Below are 17837 nucleotides of genomic sequence, written 5' to 3'. Positions count from 1 at the left end.
CATACACGGGACATTGCTGCGCAATGCCCTGCCGGGCATTGGACAAGCGCCGCTACAAACATCGCAACCCGATCGAGATCATGTTCGGCAGGCTCAAGGACTGGGGGAGGGTCGCGACCCGTCATGACCGCTGCCCACCAACCTTCTTCTCAGCAATCGCATTCGCTGCGACCGTAGTCTTCTGGCTTTGAGAGAGAACGAGTCCTGACCCTGGACGGTTCGATCAGCTGGAAAGATCTTGGCCACAAGACACGTGAGGCACTCGGATAACACGCGAACTCCCGGCGCACCCAGGGTGAACTCTGGAACATGGTTCGCCATCAATGTCGCGAACAGGGCGTCCCTGGCCTCTACCACGACGAATGTCAGCACGCCTTTGCGTCGGGCCCAAAGTCCAATGAAAAGCTCCTCGACCGTTTCAAGGCGCTGATAAGGAACCGGAATGGCCATTGATGCTCATCCTGCCAAGAGTCCCGGTTCTGGCCAGCCATGTGAACCCTGAAGAGCAGATCGCCCACCTGCTCTCCCACATTCATTTCGATGAGATCCAGCCGGGCAAGTTCGTTGATCCGACAAGGGATCCGGACATGATCGACGGCGACAAACTCATGGAGGTGGCGCTGGACGAATAGCGGCTGGCCAATACCGGTATGGACGTTTCAGGACTCGCATTGCGGGCCTTTTCTTGGCCGCAACCGTGCATGCTTATGTGTCAACTGTGCATGCTTATGCTTTGCGGGGAAGAGCGGCCCATAGCAAGTATCTGAAGTACATAAGATAGTTATACGACATGCAGTCGCCGAATCATCTGGGTGTGCAAACTTATGGAACATTGGCAATCGGGCTGCCGCGACCGGGTGGCGGGACGCACTCTTCAGGAGGCCGCATGGCGTATCGCGATCCCGACCGGATGATCCTGCCCATCGGATGCTCCTGCATCGTCCAATTCCAGTTGCAGCAATCCCGGCTCATCGAATTCGCGCTGTCCACCGTGTCGGGCGCCGAGCTGTTCGCAGGTCCGTTCGACTGGCTCATCAGCACGCCCGATGCGTCCGCGGCGGTTCTTGAGGCGCGGGAGATCCCGCTTCGTGGACTCGACGAGCTCGAGCTGCGCAACGGGCTGGCACAGGCGCGCCGGCAGGACGGGCTCTATTTCTGGCACATCAACAAGGAGATCGGTAAACCCGCGTTGCAGCTCGACAGTCTGGACGAGCTGGCGCCGGCAGAGGCCGCCATCGTCGGAAAGTATCGCGCCCTTTCGGAGCGGTTCGGGGCGGGCGACCGGGCGCTGTGCTGCCTGTGGTCCAATATCCAGCCCAACCTGCAGATCGCCGCCGGGATGGTCGACCGTCCGTGGTCCGACTTCCACCTGACCGAGGCGCGCTACGCGGCGCTGAGGCAGGCCTGCGCGCGGCTGCCCGCCGCGTCGGTCACGATGCGCTTCGTCTGCCGTCCCGAGGACGTTTCGCCCGACCTTCACCATCGGCCGGACGTGCACCTGCTCCCGCTGGCGCGGTCGGATGCCTACAAGGGCGAGCCCGATCTCTTCCACCCGGTTTTCGAGGACATCTTCAAGGCGACCGGGGCGGGCGACACCCTCCACGGGATCTGACGCCCCCGGCGGGTGCGCGCCGGCCGGAATCATGAAAAAACCGCGCCCGATGCATCGGGCGCGGTTTTCATCTCACAGGGATACAGCGGGCCTCAGGCGGCCAGCGCACCCTTGGCCTGATCCACGATCGCGCCGAAGGCGACGGGCTCGTGAACGGCGAGATCGGCGAGGACCTTGCGATCGACCTCGATCCCGGCCTTGGTCAGACCGTTGATGAACTTGGAGTAGGTCAGCGACTCGTCATGCGCGCGCACGGCGGCGTTGATCCGCTGGATCCACAGCGCGCGGAAGTTGCGCTTGCGGTTCTTGCGGTCGCGGGTCGCATACTGGTTCGCCTTGTCGACGGCCTGGGCTGCGACCTTGAAGGTGTTCTTGCGACGGCCGTAGTAGCCTTTCGCCTGATCGATGACCTTCTTGTGACGGGCGTGGGTGACGGTACCACCTTTGACTCGTGCCATGTGTCAGCTCTCCTCTATCAGCGGTCGTAGGGCATGTAGCCCTTGACGATCTTCGCGTCGGGCTTGCTGAGCGTGGTCGTGCCGCGGGCGTCACGAATGAACTTGGTCGTGCGCTTGATCATGCCGTGGCGCTTGCCGGCCTGACCTGCCACGACCTTGCCGGTCCCGGTCACCTTGAAGCGCTTCTTGGCGCTCGACTTGGTCTTCATCTTGGGCATTTGGATCTCCTTGAAGTCTGGAGGTGTCACGCGACTCGGCATGCCTCGACGGCCGGCCGCGCAGGTTGAGCGCGCCCTATAGGCCGACACGCGCTTTCATGCAAGGGAAATCCCCTGGCCCTGGCTCAGCGGATGATGTCCCCGATGACCCCGTAAAGCGCCTCCGGAACATCATCGGGCGCATATCCGCCCGGCGTGTGGACATGGCCGTGGAGCAGCAGCGCGAGCCCCGCGACGCCGACGACGGCGCCGACCCGCGGCGGGCGCCGCTCGGAATAGGCCGAAATCACCGCTGGCACCGAGAGCACCACGAGAAAGAGCCCGAGAACGAGCGCATGATCAGGCTGCATGACGGCCCCGCGAAGAAATCCGGAGACAAGCCTAGCACGCTCCGCGCCCCGCCCAAAGCGCCTCTGCCACCGGCGGCGGTCAGGCGGCGGAACTCAGGGGCACCTCGTCAACGCGGGCATCCGCCTGGAACTCTCCGATGCGGCCGCCGATCTCTTCGACGATCCGGTCGAGCAAGCGGACCTGCTCGGCGGCCTCGTTGACCGCCGAGGCGTTCTCTTGCGTGATCCCGTCAAGCTGGTGCTGAACCGCGCCGACCTGCTGCACCGAGGCACTCTGGTCGCGGGTCATCGCCTCGATCGCGCCGAAGGTTTCTGCCACCTGCGCGATGCCCTGTGCGAGGGCCTCCAGCGTGTCCGAAAGACGCTCGGACTGGAGGGTAATGCGGTCCATCTTGTCGGTGATGTCGCCGATGACCTCGGCAACCTCGGCGGCGGATTTCGATGACTGCTCGGCCAGGGCGCGCACCTCTGTCGCCACCACGCCGAAGCCGCGCCCGTGATCACCGGCCCGCGCGGCCTCGACCGAAGCGTTGAGCGCGAGCAGCTTCGTCTGCAGCGCGATCTTGTCCACCACGTCGACGAAATTGCGGATGTTCGCGGTGCTTTCGACCACGGAGGTAATGGCGTCCTGCGTGGCCGTGAGCTCGGCCCGTGCCGAGTGCGACTGCTGGTTGGCCGCGTTCGCAAGCTCCGCCGACCGTTGTGCGCTGCTGGCGGTCTCGGACACGGTGCCCGACAGCTCGGTCATGGAGGCGGTGTTTTCCTCGAGCGACGCGGCCTGGCTCATGGTGCGCTGCTCGAGCGCGTCGAAGGTGGTGCGCATGTCGGTCGAGACCCGCGCGAGTTCCTGCACCCGCTTGCCGATTGAGGAAAAGAGACGGTCCAGCAGGCGCTGCCGCTCGCCCGCGGCCTCGCGCTGCATGTCGTGGAAGAACCGCTCCAGCGTGACGGTCGAATCGCCGGTGGTCGCAAGCTGCACGACAAGAACCGCAGCGTTCAGGTCGAAGGGCTCTGCCGGCGGCGCCGCGCGGGCCCGGCGCTTCTTCTCCGGCTCAGCCCTCCCACGGCCATGCGCATCGACCACAAGCCCGGTGATCCCTGCCTGATAGTCGGCGTAGCCGCTCATGTAGCTCTGCCAGTCGATCCCGGTGGCAAGAAGGTTGTCGATGATGCCTTGCTGAAGTGCCTCATACTCCGCGCCGAACTCGCCGCGCAGGATGAGGGCCAGCTTCTGCTTCTCCACCGCGACGACGGTGTCAGGCAGGTCTTCCGGAGCGATGTTGATCGCCCGCCCATAGACGCTGCGGATCATCGGCTCGAAGGCGTCGATGATGAGCGGATAAAGCTGCGCGCCGGTCTCTTTCAGGTCCGGCGTCCAGCGATCGAGGAAGGATGGGTGCATGTCACGGCCTCCGGCGGATTCTGTCCGCATCCCTAGCGCAGAGACGCGAACAGATCCTTAAGGCGTGACGATCACTCCGGGTCGGTGGAGTAGATCAGCCGCTCGTCGCACGGGGCGACGCGCAGGATGTTGGTGGTGCCGGGCATGTTGAACGGCACACCGGCGGTCACGACGATCTGGTCCTCGGTGCCCGCGTAGCCCTGTGCCCGGGCGGCGCGCGCCGCGTTGACCACAGCCTGCTTGAAGCGCTCGAGTTCGCCGGTCATCACGCAGTTCACGCCCCATGTCAGCGACAGCCGGCGCGCGGTGCCGCGCAGCGAGGTCATGGCGATGATCGGCACGCGGGGCCGTTCGCGCGCCACCTTGGCCACCGTGGTGCCAGACGAGGTGAAGCAGCAGATGACCTTGATGCCCGCGGTCTCGGCGATCTCGCGCGCGGCGGCGACGATGCCGTCGGCGACGCTTTCCTTGGCGATGTTGCGGCTCGCCTCGATGATCTCGGTGTAGGTCGGATCCTTCTCGACGCCGATCGCCACGTTGTTCATCGTGGTCACCGCCTCGACCGGATACTGTCCGGCCGCCGACTCCGCCGAGAGCATGATCGCGTCCGAACCCTCGTAGATGGCGGTCGCCACGTCGGACACCTCGGCGCGGGTGGGCATCGGGCTCTCGATCATCGATTCGAGCATCTGCGTTGCCACGATCACCGGCTTTCCTGCGCTGCGGCACTGGCGGATCAGGCGCTTCTGGATCGGCGGCACCGCCTGCACGGGCAGCTCGACCCCAAGGTCGCCACGGGCGACCATGATGCCGTCGGACGCCTCGAGGATCTTGTCGAAGGATTTCACCGCGGCGGGTTTCTCGATCTTCGACAGGATGGCGGCCCGGCCCTCGCAGAGCTTGCGTGCCTCTTCGACGTCCTCGGGGCGCTGCACGAAGCTCAGCGCCAGCCAGTCGACGCCGAGCGCCGCCGCGAACTCGAGATCCTTGCGGTCCTTGTCCGACAGCGCCGCCAGCGGCAGCACGACGTCGGGCACGTTCACGCCCTTCCGGTTCGAGATCGTGCCGCCGGCCTCGACGACGCAATTGGCGAAATCATCGCCGCATTCCTCGACCCGCAGGCGGATCTTGCCGTCGTTGACCAGAAGATGGGCTCCGACGCCGAGCGCCTGGAAGATCTCGGGGTGCGGCAGGCAGACGCGCTTCTTCGTGCCGGGAGTCTCGTCGAGATCGAGACGGAAGGTCTCGCCCCAGTCGAGCTCTTCCTCGCCGTTCTCGAACTCGCCCACGCGGAGCTTGGGGCCCTGCAGGTCGGCGAGAATGGCGATGGGGCTGTCGAGGTCCTTTTCCACCTGCCGGATGGCCCGGTGCATCTTGGTGATGTCCTCGTGGGTGCCGTGGCTCATGTTGAGGCGGAACACGTCGGCGCCGGCCTCATGCAATGTCCGGATCATCTCGTAGGTGTTGCTGGCGGGTCCCAGCGTCGCCACGATCTTCACTTTGCGCAAACGTCTCATTTCCGTCTCCCCTGCTCCGGTTCGTCTGTCTCGGGGCACCCGCCGGAACGGGGCGGCCTGCATCGGTTACCGCTAACGCCCGCCCCGGGTATTGCCCAATTCCCTTCTGCGCACAACTGCTCTAAGGGTGTTTCGCGGAAACAGGGCACACTTCATGACCTATACGCCATACCACATAGAGGGAGAGGGCCGGAAAGGAAGATTTCTGGTCACCTGCGATCACGCCTCGAATAGCGTGCCACCCGACCTCGGTGGAACCCTCGGGCTGCCCGCCGACGACATGGCGCGTCACATTGCCTACGATGTAGGCGCACTGGGCGTGGCGCGGGGCCTGGCCGAGGCGCTCGATTCGCCGCTGGCCTGGGCCGACTTCTCGCGGCTGGTGATCGATCCGAACCGCGGCGAGGACGATCCCACGCTGCTGATGCGCCTCTACGACGGGTCGGTGATCCCGGGAAACCGCGCCGCCGATGCCACCGAGAAGCAGCGCCGGCTCGACGCCTACTACCGCCCCTACCACGAGGCGGTGGCGGGGCTCGCAGCGGCGCGCGACGACACGGTGATCATCGCGGTTCATTCCTTTACCCGACAGCTGCGCGGGCGCCCGTCGCGGCCGTGGCACGTGGGGATCCTGCACGCCTGGGACAGACGGCTCGCCGATCCGCTGATCGCCGCGCTCGAGGACGAGCCCGACCTGACCGTCGGCCGCAACCAGCCCTACCCCGGCCACCTTCCCGGGGATTCCATCGACCGGCATGCCCTGCACCACGGCAGGATCAACACGCTGATCGAAGTGCGCAACGACCTGATCGAGACCGAGCAGGCCCAGACCCACTGGGGCGCCCGTCTCGCGCCGCTGATCCAGGCGGCGCTGACCAAGGTGCCCGACTGACGGAGGAGAAGACGACCATGGACGACCAGACCCGGACCGAGATCGAGGCCGCGGCCTTTCGCAGGCTGCGCAAGCACCTCATGGAAGACCGTGAGGACGTGCAGAACATCGACCTGATGAACCTAGCAGGGTTCTGCCGCAACTGCCTGTCGCGCTGGTACCAGGAGGCCGCGAACGAGCGTGGCATCGAGATGACCAAGGAAGAGGCGCGCGAAGTCTACTACGGCATGCCCTATGACGACTGGAAGGCGAAGAACCAGACCGAGGCGGACGATGCCAAGAAGGCCGCCTTCGACGTCGCCTTCCGCGAGAACGTGGGCAAGGACGGCTGAACCGCAGCGGCCCCGCCACGGCGGGGCCCTTCGACAGGAAAGCCTGTCCGCGGCGGCGCTCAGAGGTTGCTGTCGCGGGCGCGCAGCTGGCGGGCCCGGGTGAGGATCGCGTCCTCGACTGCCCGCACGGTGGCGCCGTCGACCGGGCCCGAGCGGGTCTGGATCGCCACGTTCAGCGACCGCGCGTCGAGCGCCGGGTCGGACACGTAGATCGTCGCACGGTAGGCACGGCCACCGCCCGGCGGGGTCCCGTAGCCCGTCGAGATGACGCCGGTGAACGGGTCGACCGATTCAACGGGCAGGAAGTCGAGCACGTCGAGCGAGGCGTTCCAGATGTACTTGTTCACCGCACCGACCTGTCCGGCGTCTCCGCGGTTGCCGAAGATGTCCCAGATGGTCGAGGTCGGGCGCCCCTCGCGACCGTAGATCTCCTGCTCGATGATCCGCTCGGAGGTTTCGGCGTTGCCCGGCGGGACATTCTGCGTGTCGGCGCCGCGACCGTCGAACCATCCCTGCATGGTGCCGCAGCCGGAGAGCATCAGCGCGCCGCTCACAAGAACGACTCCGGTCGCCATCCGCATCTTGTTCATCTGCCCAAGCTCCTGCCCGTCGGTAATCCGTAAGTAGTGTGCCCCTGCATACTCGGCGTCAGGGCGCGCGACAAGTCGTCTATGGCCCCGGCATTTTCCGCCCCTATGCGCGCTCGAAGCCGGCCCCGAAATGCGTTGTGGCAATTGCGCATCACTGATTGGCTTGTTCCGCACGGCCCGCACCGACCAGTTGCAAAGCCGGGGTCCGAAGGCGCATAGAAAGCCCATCAAGGCCGGGCTATCCGGATTGGTACGTGCCTTACGAACACATGAGGGAAACAATGAAAAAGATTCTGTTTGCTACCACCGCGCTGGTTGCAACCGCAGGCGTTGCCTCGGCAGAGATCGCACTGTCCGGGATGGCCGAAATGGGCATCTACAACCCGAACACCGAGACCGCCGACACCCAGTTCTTCACCGACATCGACGTCACCTTCACCATGACCGGTGAGTCGGACAACGGCCTGACCTTCGGCGCATCGATCGACATCGACGAAGCCGGCAACGGCCAGCCGTTCGAGAGCCCCAACACCCAGGGCGGCGAGACCATCTTCGTCTCCTACGGCGGCGCGACCCTGACCATGGGCGACACCGACGGTGCATTCGACGCACGTCTCCCCGAGATGGCGCTCGCAGGCGGCACGCTGGCTGACGACGAAACCGCGCACCTCGGCTTCAACGACGGTGACGGCGACTACGGCGACGCAGACGGCTTCGACGGCTTCGGCGACGGTCAGATCGCTCGCTTCGACTACGCCTACAGCGACTTCACCTTCTCGCTGTCGGCCGAGCAGGTCGCAGACGGCGCAGACGTTGCCGGTCTCGGCGAAACCGTCTGGGGCCTCGGCGTGTCCTGGAGCGGCCAAGTCTCCATGGTCGACCTCACCGTTGGCCTGGGCTACCAGACCCTCGAAGACTACGGCGACACCACCGGTGTTGCAGTCACCGGCGCATTCGCGAACGGCTTCTCGGCTGGCGTGACCTACTCGGTGTGGAACAGCGACATCTCCGGTGTTGACGATCTCGACCACGTCGGCGTCGGCTTCGGCTACGAGATGAACGCAATCGCGGTTGGCCTGAACTGGGGTCAGTTCGACCAGGACGGCGACACCTGGTCCGGCTACGGCCTGGCAGGCACCTACGACCTGGGTGGCGGTCTCGAGGCACGCATGGGCTACAGCTACAACGAAGCTGACGTTGCCGGTTCCTCCGCTGACTACGACACCTGGTCGCTCGGTCTGCGCATGAACTTCTAATCTCCCCGGAGATTGAGGTAAGGAAGAGCGGGCAATTGCCCGCTCTTTTCTTTTGGAACGACCGGTTCGACCGCGAGAGGACCCGCCTGCCCCATGCTGCCGCTTTCGCCCGCGATGAAGACCCGCCTTGTCCAGCAGGCCAAGGCCGAGATGTCCCGCGGACGCCTGCCACAGGCAAGGGCAGCGCTGACCCAGCTGGCGCAGGCCGACCCCGCGAATCCCGAACACCCCTTCCAGCTTTCGCGCATCGCCTTCGAGGAAGGCGACCGCGAGGCCTGTGTCAGCCACCTGCGCCGCGCCGTGGCGCTGGCGCCGAACCATGCGCAGCTCACGCAACACGCGGCAGACCGCTTCCGGCACTTCGGTCTCTCCGACGACGCGCTCGCCGCCTATGACCGGCTGATCGCCGCGGGCGGCAACACCCTGAAGCCCGAAGCCGACAAGGCGCATTACCTGCAGCTTCTCGGGCGCTTCGACGAGGCCGAGAAGATCTTCCGCCGGCTTATCAAGCGCAACCCGGGGCAGGCGCAGCTCTACCGCATCTTCCTCGCGACCAAGAAGCTGACGCCCGCCGACCCGCTGATTCCGGCGATGGAGCGGCTCTGGACCCGCAAGGATCTGCCCGACACCCAGCGGCTGCACATGGGCTTCGCGCTCGGCAAGGCACTGGACGAGACGGGTCATGCCGAAAAAGGTTTTGCCTGCATCGCGCGCGCCAACGCGCTCCAGCGCGCGCAGGCGCCCTACGACCCGGCCGCGCAGGACCGCGAGTTCGCCCGGGTGATCGCCGCGCAGGAGGGGCTGACCTCGCCCCTGTCCGATGGCGACGGCCTGTCCCCGCGTCCGGTCTTCGTGACCGGGATGCCGCGCTCGGGCACCACGCTGGTCGAGCGGGTAATCGCCGCGCACGGCGACGTCGCCGCCGGCGGCGAGCTCGGGATCGCACTGAAACAGGCCTACCGGCTGTTCGGCGCGGGCGAAGCGATGCGCCCGCTCGCCGAGGAACCGGCTGAAAAGATTCGTCGCTTCGCCGAACGCTACACCACGCTCGCCCGCCGCGACGTGCCAGGCGACACGCCGGTCATCACCGACAAGTCGATCCTGTCATACCTGATCCTCGGGCTTCTGCATCATGCCCTGCCCGGCGCGCGCGTCATCGTGGTGCGCCGCGATCCGCGCGACATCGCCCTGTCGATCTACCGCAACTTCTTCGAGACCGGCACCCATCGCTACGGCAACGACCTTGCCGACATCGCCCACGCCATCAAGCGCTTCAACCGGACGGTGGCGCACTGGAAGGCCGCCCTGACCGGCGTGATCCACGAGGTCCGCTATGAGGCGCTCGTGGCCGATCCCGAGCCGCAATCGCGCGCGCTGGTCGCCGCCGCCGGTCTTGACTGGCAGGACGCCTGCCTCGAATTCTACCGCCAGACCGACGCCGTGAAGACGCTCAGCGTGAGCCAGGTCCGGCAGCCGATCTACCGCAGCTCTGCGCAGGCCTGGACCCGCTTCGAGCGCGAGCTGAAACCCTTCTTCGACGCTTGGGGAGACGAACCATGGGACTGACCGAGATCCGCGACCGCGTCGCGAAAGCCGAATCCGAGGCGGGCCGCGCGCCCGGGTCGGTGCAGCTCATCGCGGTGAGCAAGGTGCAGCCGCTCGAACGGGTCGAGGCGGTGCTCGAGCAGGGCCACCGTCTGTTCGGCGAGAACAAGGTGCAGGAGGCGCAGGGCAAGTGGCCCGCCTTCAAGGAACGGTTCGAGGGCGTCGATGTCCACCTGATCGGCCCGCTGCAGACCAACAAGGCGCGGCAGGCGATGGAGCTGTTCTCGGCGATCCACTCGGTCGACCGGCCGAAGCTTGCCAACACGCTGGCGCGGCTCGCGCAGGAGACCGGCGCCTGCCCCGATCTCTTCGTGCAGGTCAACACCGGCGAAGAGCCGCAGAAGGCCGGCATCCTGCCCGCCGAGGCCGACGCCTTCATCGCCGAGGTGCGCGCCCTCGACCTGCCGATCAAGGGTCTGATGTGCATCCCGCCGGTCGAGGAAACGCCGTCGCTGCATTTCGCCCTGCTCGCCAAGATCGCCGCCCGCAACGGGCTCGAGGGTCTGTCGATGGGCATGAGCTCGGATTTCGAGGAGGCGATTTCGCTCGGCGCGACCCATGTCCGCGTGGGCTCGGCGATCTTCGGCGAACGCGACTACGGATGACGCGGCCCCGCCCCGCGCACCCGAATCCGGCAGGTGATGCGCAATCGCCCGCGCGTGTTCCGCCCTGCCTTGCGCATGGTCGCGGTCGGGGCTAGGCCTGCGCCATGCGGATCATCCGGGACTATCAATACGTCGACCCCGAGGACCGAGGCGCCAGCGTCGCCATCGGGAATTTCGACGGCGTGCATCGCGGCCACCAGGCGGTCATCGACCTCGCGCGGGAGGCGGGCGGCGGCGCGCCGCTCGGCGTGCTCACCTTCGAGCCGCACCCGCGCGAATATTTCGCCCCCGACGCCCCGCCCTTCCGGCTGATGTCGTCGAAGGCGCGTGCCACGCGGCTGGCCAAGCTCGGGGTCGACCGTCTCTACGAGCTCAACTTCAACAACGCGCTCGCGGCGCTCACCCCCGAGGAGTTCGCCCGCCGGGTGATCGCCGACGGGCTGGGCCTGTCGCACGTGGTGGTCGGCGCGGATTTCTGCTTCGGCAAGAACCGTGCGGGCACCGTCGAGCACCTGAAGCGCTTCGGCGCCGAGATGGGGTTCGGCGTGACCGTGGCCGAGATCCTTGCCCATGACGGCGGACAGGTGAGCTCGACCGCGATCCGGCAGGCCCTGACCGACGGACGCCCGCGCGAGGCAGCGGCGCTTCTCGGCCACTGGCACCGCATCGAGGGCACCGTGATCGGCGGCGAGCAGCGCGGCCGCGAGCTGGGCTATCCCACCGCCAACATGTCCATAGACGGGCTGCACCCGCCGAAGCTCGGCGTCTACGCTGTGCTGGTCGACGTTCTGACCGGCGAGCACAAGGGCCAGTATCACGGCGCCGCCTCCATCGGGGTGCGGCCCATGTTCGGCGAGAACACTCCGAACCTCGAGACCTTCCTCTTCGACTTCAAGGGCGACCTCTACGGCGCCACACTCTCGGTCGGGCTGGTGGACTACCTGCGCCCCGAGCAGAAGTTCGACGACCTCGATGCCCTCATCGCGCAGATGGACGCCGACTGCGCCCGCGCCCGCGACGTGCTGTCCGCCCCATGAGCGACGATCCCATCGACCGCGGCGGTCTTGCGCCCCGCTTCTGGGAGCGCAAGCCGCTCGACCAGATGACCGACCGCGAATGGGAAGCGCTCTGCGACGGCTGCGGCAAGTGCTGCCTCAACAAGCTCGAGGACGAGGAAAGCGGCGAGGTCGCCCTGACCTGCGTCGCCTGCCGGCTGTTCGACGACGAGAGCTGTCGCTGCGCGCAATATCCGATCCGCCACCAGTTCGTGCCCGAGTGCATCGTGCTGAAACCGTCCAACATCGACGATCACGCCTACTGGATGCCCGAGACCTGCGCCTACCGGCTGCTCTGGCAGGGCAAGCCGCTCCACGACTGGCACCCGCTGATCTCGGGCGATCCCGAGACCGTGCACCAGGCGGGCGTCTCGATGCGCCACCGCACCGTGCCCGAGTTCGAGATCGACGAGGACGACTGGGAAGACCATATCATCGAGGAGCCGACCTGATGTTCTTTGCCTCCGACAATTCCGGCCCGGTCCCGCCGCAGGTGCTCGAGGCGCTCGCCCGTGCCAACGACGGCCACGTCGCGGGCTACGGCGACGACGCCCTGACCCGGGATGTCACCGAACGCCTGCGCGCCCTCTTCGAGGCCCCCGAGGCGGCGGTCTACCTCGTGCCCACGGGCACCGCCGCGAACGTGCTGGCGCTCGCCACGCTTTGCCCGCCCTATGCCACGGTGTTCTGCTCGCCGGTCGCGCATATCCACGAAGACGAGTGCAACGCGCCCGAGTTCTTCACCGGTGGCGCCAAGCTGACCCTCGTCGGCAACAGCGACCGCATGACCCCCGACGCCCTGCGCGCCGCCATCGAGGCCGAGGAAAGCCGCGGCGTGCACGGCCCCGAGCGCGGGCCCGTCTCGATCACCCAGCTCACCGAGCGCGGCAACGTCTACTCGCTCGACGAGATCCGCGCGCTGGCGGACGTGGCACATGACTACGGCCTGCCGGTGCACCTCGACGGCGCCCGCTTCGCCAACGCCGCCGTGAAGCTCGGCGCCACCCCGGCCGAGATGAGCTGGAAGGCCGGCGTCGACGTCTGCGTCTTCGGCGGCACCAAGAACGGCCTGATGGGTGTCGAGGCGGTGCTGATCTTCGACCCGGAGAAGGCGCGCGGCTTCGAGCGTCGCCGCAAGCGCGGCGCCCTGCTCTTCTCCAAGCACCGCTATCTCGCGGCCCAGATGGACGCCTACCTGCAGGACGATCTCTGGCGCGATCTGGCCGAACGGGCCAATGCGCGCTGCGATCAACTCGTGCAGGGGCTCAAGGGCTTGGGCCTGACCGTCGCCAACGACCGTCACGCCAACATCGTGTTCTTCGAGATGTCCCGCGCCGCCCACCGCAAGGTGCAGGCCGCCGGCGCCGTCTACAGCCTCTGGGGCGCCGCCGAGGGCCCCGACGACGCACCTGCGCTGGCCCGGCTCGTCTGCGACTGGTCGGTCACCCCCGAGGCCGTCACGGCTTTCCTCGACACCGTGGCCGACGCGATCGCCTGACAGGCGGCACGCTGGGCCGAGCAGTGCCGGCCCACGCTGCCCTCTCAGGGAGAGTTTCAACCCAGGGCTTCCCTCGGGCGCGGGGCATCTGCCCCGTCGCCGGGGTCAGTTCATCTGGAAATGAAGCTCGTAGCTGCCGTCGTTGAACGCCCCGAATATCTCGGGGATGTCGGGATGGTCGACCGGCTCGCCCGAGTAATCCGCGATCAGGTTCTGCTCGGACACGTAGGCCACGTAGAAGCTCTGTTCGTTCTCCGCGAGCAGGTGGTAGAATGGCTGATCCCGGGTCGGACGCGAGTCCTCGGGAATCGCCTCGTACCATTCCTCGGTGTTGCTGAACTCGGGGTCGACATCGAACACGACGCCGCGGAACGGATGCTTCCGATGACGGACGACCTGGCCCAGATGGTATTTTGCGCGCTGTGTATTCATATCAACCTCTTGGACCAAGTCTTGTCATTTTCGCGGCAAGTTGTCCAATTGAAGGAGGTATTTCCACGGAAACACTCTGTGAACCTGCTTCCGACAGTGCCCCGGCCGGGGCACGCCACCTTCATCACATTCCAATAAGGTAAGACCTGCGCCCCCGGTTTCCAGCGGAAATGTGATTCCAAGATCCGGCGCGATGCGATACCATGAGCCCGAGGCAGTAGACCAAAAATACAACGAAAAGCGAGAGGCAGATGAGCAGATGGCTTCGCGCGTTGGTGATCGTTCTTCTTGCGGCGTCCTGTGGCGGCGGAGGCAGCGGTACCTCGCCCCGCAACCTTGACGACGCCTGTTCGATTCTCGAGCAACGCCCCCATTACTTCCGCGCCATGCGCGCGGCGGAACGCAAGTGGGGCGTGCCCGTGCACGTCCAGATGGCGACGATCTACCAGGAAAGCAAGTTCAAGTCCGACGCGAGGACCCCGTTCCGCTACGCGCTCGGCGTGATCCCCTACGGCAGACAGAGCTCGGCCTTCGGGTACAGCCAGGCGCTCGACGGCACCTGGGACGAATACCTGGAACTGACCGGCACGCGCCGCGCCCGCCGCGACGACATCCGCGATGCCACGGACTTCATGGGCTGGTACATGGCCGGCTCGCGCGACCGGCTCGGGCTGAGCCTGCGCGACGCCCGCAACCAGTACCTCGCCTACCACGAGGGCCGCGCCGGCTTCTCGCGGGGCAGCTACAACAGCAAGGCCTGGCTTCTGCGGGTGGCTGACGAGGTCGGCAACCGCGCCCTCATCTACGAGGTCCAGCTCGCCAATTGCCGCGCGGCACGCTGAGCCCGCCGCGCGTTCGTGGCTTTTCGGGGTGGCGTCAGTTCGCCACCCTGTTCACATCGAAGACGCTGTTCGACAGGCTGGTCTTCTGAAGCCCACCCAGCACCACGGTCGTCTTCGATCCGTTGCCGTCGGTGATGATCCACTGGCGCAGCTCGACCGGGTTGCCGGTGAACTTCATCTGGATCGACCCGTATTCCGGCCGCTTGGGATCCTGCGCGGTCACCGTGGTGGCGGTGCCGTCGTAGCCGTGCCCCGTGACCATGCCGGCCCGGCCGAGGTTCACGTTCCGCGCAAGGATGATCGACAGCGGCGTCTGGCTCAGCGGGTAGGTCTCGGGCTGACCGCCGACCTTGCGGTCGAAGATGTAGACCGCGCCCGACCACGCCAGCACCAGCGCCTGCTCCGGCGGATTGTATTCGAACCGCGCCTTGCCCGGCCGCTTGATGTAGATGGTGCCGGTCGAGATCGAACCGTCGCCGTTGATCTGCGTGAACGGGCTCTTCGCGGACTGGATCGAGTTCAGGTACTGCGAGATCTGGTTCAGCGAGAGTTTCTGCGCCGCCGCCGGAAAGGCGGTCAGCATCAGCGCGGTCAGCGCGACGGGAATGAGTCGGAGCATATGGTCTTCCTTTGTCCTGCTCTGGTCGGCCCCGCATGCCAGACGGGGACAGGTTATGCGATAGCGGTGCCGCTCAGGCGGATATCAGCAGCCAGCCGCCGCCGATCAAGGCGGCCGCCGCCGCCACGAGCGCAATTGCCATGAGAATGCCGTCATTGAGCGTGATCGCCAATCCCAGCAGCGCGATGGCAAGCATCGGGATCAGCGCCGCGAAGGGCACCAGTTCGAGCGGCGGCACCATGAGGCAGAGAACCGCCACCAGCACCGCGGCGAACTTCTGCACCGGTGGTGCACTCAGCACCTCCAGACGCGGTCTGAACACCGCGTCGAGCCTGTCTGCCCAGGGTCTCAGCCGGTCGGTCGCATGATGGATGCTCTGGTCCTCGACCGAGCGCTCCCGCACCATCTGCGGCAGCCAGATCCGGCTCTGGCCGAACAGGCTCTGCACCGCGATGAGCAGGATGGCCACGGCAAAGAGGCTCGGCACGGTCGGGATCGCCCCGAGCGGCGAGATCACCAGCAGCGCCGGGACGAAGAGCAACGGCCCCAGACCACGGTCGCCGATGTCCGACACCACGTCGCCGACCGAGACCTGCGCCTCGTGCCGGGCGCGGTCGTTCAGCGTGTCGAGCAGGGCATTGACGGATTGGTCGGACGGCATCGGGATCTCCATCGGGTCGCCATCCAACGCCGCAGGGCGAAACCCGTTCCCGATCCCGTGAACTCCGGCGGCAGGGGAGGGGAGGCCGCCCCTGCCTTCTTCTGGCTGAAAATATCCCGGGGGTGTGGGGGCAGCGCCCCCACTTCGGACGGTCAGGCCTGTTCCGGCACCAGGATCTCGCGCTTGCCGACATGGTTCGCCGACGACACGACACCCTCGTCTTCCATCTGCTCCACCAGGCGCGCGGCCTTGTTGTAGCCGATGCCCAGCTTGCGCTGGATATAGGAGGTCGAGCACTTGCGGTCCTTGATGACGATGGCCACCGCCTGGTCGTAGAGCGCGTCCTCGCCGCCGGTGTTGCCACCGGTGTTGAGACCCAGCACCGCGTCGATGTTGTCGGCCTTCTCGTCGTCGGGGCCCTGCTGCACGCCGCTGACGTATTCCGGCGGGCCGAAGGCCTTGAGGTGGTTGACCACCTCCTCGACCTCTTCGTCCGACACGAACGGCCCGTGGCAGCGGGTGATCTTGGCACCGCCCGCCATGTAGAGCATGTCACCCATGCCCAGCAGCTGCTCGGCGCCCATCTCGCCGAGGATGGTGCGACTGTCGATCTTCGAGGTGACCTGGAAGGAAATCCGGGTCGGGAAGTTCGCCTTGATGGTGCCGGTGATGACGTCGACCGAGGGGCGCTGCGTGGCCATGATCAGGTGGATGCCGCTCGCCCGCGCCATCTGCGCAAGACGCTGGATGCAGGCCTCGATCTCTTTCCCCGCGACCATCATCAGGTCGGCCATCTCGTCGACGATGACGACGATGTAGGGCATCTTCTTCGGTTCGATCTCTTCCGTCTCGAACACCGGCTCGCCGGTGTCGTCGTCGAAGCCGGTCTGCACCGTGCGCGAGAACATCTCGCCCTTCTTCAGCGCCTCCGCGACGCGGCCGTTGTAGCCGTCGATGTTGCGGACGCCCATCTTCGACATCTTGCGGTAGCGGTCTTCCATTTCGCCCACGACCCACTTCAGCGCCACGACGGCCTTCTTGGGGTCGGTCACCACCGGCGACAGCAGGTGCGGGATGCCGTCGTAGACCGACAGTTCCAGCATCTTGGGGTCGATCATCACCAGCCGCAGGTCGTCGGGGCTGAGCTTGTAGAGCAGCGACAGGATCATCGTGTTGATCGCCACCGACTTGCCCGAGCCCGTGGTGCCCGCGATCAGCAGGTGAGGCATCTTGGCGAGGTTGGCGACCATCGCGTCGCCGCCGATGTCCTTGCCGAGCGCCAGCGGCAGCTTCTGGTTGCCGTCGCCGTAGTCGCGGCTCGAGAGGATCTCGCGGAAGCTCACCATCTCGCGGTTGTCGTTGGGCAGTTCGATGCCGATCACCGAGCGGCCCGGCACGGTCGAGACCCGCGCCGACAGCGCCGACATCGACCGGGCGATATCGTCGGACAGACCGATGACACGGCTTGCCTTCAGACCGGGCGCGGGCTCCAGCTCGTACATGGTGACCACCGGGCCGGGGCGGACCGAGACGATCTCGCCCTTCACGCCGTAGTCCTCGAGCACCGTCTCGAGCATCCGCGCGTTCTCCTCGAGCGCCTCGTCGCTGAGGTGATGGCGCTCGATGGCCTCGGGGTTGGTCAGCAGGCTGAGCGGCGGGAACTCGTAATCCGATGCCGGATCCTCGAGCCCCACGGTCTGCGCACCTGCGCCATGCGCCTGCGCGGCGGGCTGCATCGGGGTCGGTTCGCTCTTCTGCACCACGCGCGTCGGCTGGTCCGATGCCGCGGCCGCGGCCGCGGCCGGCGCGCGGGCCGGAGACGGGGCGGGAGCCGGGGCCGGCGCGGGAGACGGAGCCGGCGCGACCCGCTGCTCGCGGGGCATCGCGGGCGTC

General features: G+C 66.5%; 21 protein-coding genes and 1 pseudogene. 12 read left to right on the top strand and 10 right to left on the bottom strand.

What is annotated here, in order from left to right:
• From D6860_RS24705 to D6860_RS24695, 3 genes and pseudogenes are all read left to right on the top strand, one after another.
• Nucleotides 1–191 (top strand): annotated as a pseudogene (locus D6860_RS24705) (hypothetical protein); the annotation flags it as partial.
• 258 nt (nt 192–449) lie between these two features.
• A complete protein-coding gene (locus D6860_RS24700; protein ID WP_128549322.1) occupies nt 450–632 on the top strand; it encodes a hypothetical protein in 183 nt (60 codons plus the stop codon).
• A 254-nt stretch (nt 633–886) separates the two neighbouring features.
• Entirely contained in the window at nt 887–1612 is a 726-nt protein-coding gene (locus D6860_RS24695) for a hypothetical protein (protein ID WP_076623461.1), read from the top strand.
• Between the two features lie 92 nt (nt 1613–1704).
• Here the strand turns inward: D6860_RS24695 and rplT are convergent, their stop codons facing one another.
• The 5 genes from rplT to pyk form a co-directional block, all read right to left on the bottom strand.
• Entirely contained in the window at nt 1705–2070 is a 366-nt protein-coding gene (gene rplT / locus D6860_RS24690) for a 50S ribosomal protein L20 (protein WP_076623460.1), read from the bottom strand.
• A gap of 17 nt (nt 2071–2087) precedes the next feature.
• A complete protein-coding gene (rpmI, locus tag D6860_RS24685; RefSeq protein WP_076623459.1) occupies nt 2088–2288 on the bottom strand; it encodes a 50S ribosomal protein L35 in 201 nt (66 codons plus the stop codon).
• A 125-nt stretch (nt 2289–2413) separates the two neighbouring features.
• A complete protein-coding gene (locus D6860_RS24680; protein ID WP_076623458.1) occupies nt 2414–2638 on the bottom strand; it encodes a hypothetical protein in 225 nt (74 codons plus the stop codon).
• A gap of 79 nt (nt 2639–2717) precedes the next feature.
• Nucleotides 2718–4040 (bottom strand): methyl-accepting chemotaxis protein, encoded by a 1323-nt coding sequence (locus D6860_RS24675; protein ID WP_076623457.1) that lies wholly within the window; start codon nt 4038–4040, stop codon nt 2718–2720.
• Between the two features lie 71 nt (nt 4041–4111).
• Nucleotides 4112–5557: a pyruvate kinase gene (gene pyk / locus D6860_RS24670; RefSeq protein ID WP_076623456.1), complete on the bottom strand. Its 1446-nt coding sequence runs from the start codon at nt 5555–5557 to the stop codon at nt 4112–4114.
• A gap of 154 nt (nt 5558–5711) precedes the next feature.
• Between pyk and D6860_RS24665 the strand changes: the two genes are divergently transcribed.
• Nucleotides 5712–6449: an N-formylglutamate amidohydrolase gene (locus D6860_RS24665; protein ID WP_076623455.1), complete on the top strand. Its 738-nt coding sequence runs from the start codon at nt 5712–5714 to the stop codon at nt 6447–6449.
• Between the two features lie 17 nt (nt 6450–6466).
• Nucleotides 6467–6781, top strand: a complete 315-nt coding sequence (locus D6860_RS24660; protein ID WP_017468549.1) for a DUF1244 domain-containing protein — start codon at nt 6467–6469, stop codon at nt 6779–6781.
• Nucleotides 6782–6840: 59 nt separating this feature from the next.
• Here D6860_RS24660 and D6860_RS24655 read toward each other — a convergent pair whose 3' ends face one another.
• A complete protein-coding gene (locus tag D6860_RS24655) occupies nt 6841–7371 on the bottom strand; it encodes a DUF3576 domain-containing protein (protein WP_076623454.1) in 531 nt (176 codons plus the stop codon).
• Nucleotides 7372–7652: 281 nt separating this feature from the next.
• On the opposite strand from D6860_RS24655, the gene D6860_RS24650 reads away from it, so the two are divergent.
• The 6 genes from D6860_RS24650 to D6860_RS24625 all read left to right on the top strand — a co-directional run bounded on the left by D6860_RS24650 (nt 7653) and on the right by D6860_RS24625 (nt 13390).
• Complete coding sequence (locus tag D6860_RS24650) at nt 7653–8627, top strand: porin (protein ID WP_076623453.1); 975 nt, start codon at nt 7653–7655, stop codon at nt 8625–8627.
• Nucleotides 8628–8720: 93 nt separating this feature from the next.
• Nucleotides 8721–10193 carry a tetratricopeptide repeat-containing sulfotransferase family protein gene (locus D6860_RS24645; protein ID WP_076623452.1) on the top strand — a complete coding sequence of 491 codons (1473 nt, stop codon included), beginning with the start codon at nt 8721–8723 and terminating at the stop codon, nt 10191–10193.
• Nucleotides 10184–10837, top strand: a complete 654-nt coding sequence (locus tag D6860_RS24640) for a YggS family pyridoxal phosphate-dependent enzyme (RefSeq protein WP_017469493.1) — start codon at nt 10184–10186, stop codon at nt 10835–10837. The genes D6860_RS24645 and D6860_RS24640 overlap by 10 nt, the downstream gene beginning before the upstream one ends.
• A gap of 104 nt (nt 10838–10941) precedes the next feature.
• Nucleotides 10942–11874: a bifunctional riboflavin kinase/FAD synthetase gene (locus D6860_RS24635; protein WP_076623451.1), complete on the top strand. Its 933-nt coding sequence runs from the start codon at nt 10942–10944 to the stop codon at nt 11872–11874.
• Nucleotides 11871–12344, top strand: a complete 474-nt coding sequence (locus D6860_RS24630) for a YcgN family cysteine cluster protein (protein WP_017467478.1) — start codon at nt 11871–11873, stop codon at nt 12342–12344. Before D6860_RS24635 ends, D6860_RS24630 begins: the two co-directional genes overlap by 4 nt.
• Complete coding sequence (locus D6860_RS24625; protein ID WP_076623450.1) at nt 12344–13390, top strand: threonine aldolase family protein; 1047 nt, start codon at nt 12344–12346, stop codon at nt 13388–13390. Before D6860_RS24630 ends, D6860_RS24625 begins: the two co-directional genes overlap by 1 nt.
• A gap of 105 nt (nt 13391–13495) precedes the next feature.
• Here the strand turns inward: D6860_RS24625 and hspQ are convergent, their stop codons facing one another.
• Nucleotides 13496–13822: a heat shock protein HspQ gene (gene hspQ / locus D6860_RS24620; RefSeq protein WP_017467480.1), complete on the bottom strand. Its 327-nt coding sequence runs from the start codon at nt 13820–13822 to the stop codon at nt 13496–13498.
• A 251-nt stretch (nt 13823–14073) separates the two neighbouring features.
• Between hspQ and D6860_RS24615 the strand changes: the two genes are divergently transcribed.
• Nucleotides 14074–14664, top strand: coding sequence for a transglycosylase SLT domain-containing protein (locus tag D6860_RS24615; RefSeq protein ID WP_076623449.1), 591 nt, complete (start codon nt 14074–14076; stop codon nt 14662–14664).
• Nucleotides 14665–14698: 34 nt separating this feature from the next.
• Here D6860_RS24615 and D6860_RS24610 read toward each other — a convergent pair whose 3' ends face one another.
• From D6860_RS24610 to D6860_RS24600, 3 genes are all read right to left on the bottom strand, one after another.
• A complete protein-coding gene (locus D6860_RS24610; protein WP_076623448.1) occupies nt 14699–15283 on the bottom strand; it encodes a LolA family protein in 585 nt (194 codons plus the stop codon).
• A 73-nt stretch (nt 15284–15356) separates the two neighbouring features.
• A complete protein-coding gene (locus tag D6860_RS24605) occupies nt 15357–15944 on the bottom strand; it encodes an exopolysaccharide biosynthesis protein (protein WP_076625349.1) in 588 nt (195 codons plus the stop codon).
• Between the two features lie 152 nt (nt 15945–16096).
• A partial coding sequence (locus D6860_RS24600; RefSeq protein WP_254681429.1) for a DNA translocase FtsK occupies nt 16097–17837 on the bottom strand: 1741 nt, incomplete at its 5' end.

This window comes from Salipiger sp. D13 (genome assembly GCF_003703915.1).
In the GTDB taxonomy this organism is placed as follows: Bacteria; Pseudomonadota; Alphaproteobacteria; order Rhodobacterales; family Rhodobacteraceae; genus Salipiger; species Salipiger profundus.
This window is presented reverse-complemented; position numbering and strand designations above follow the sequence as displayed.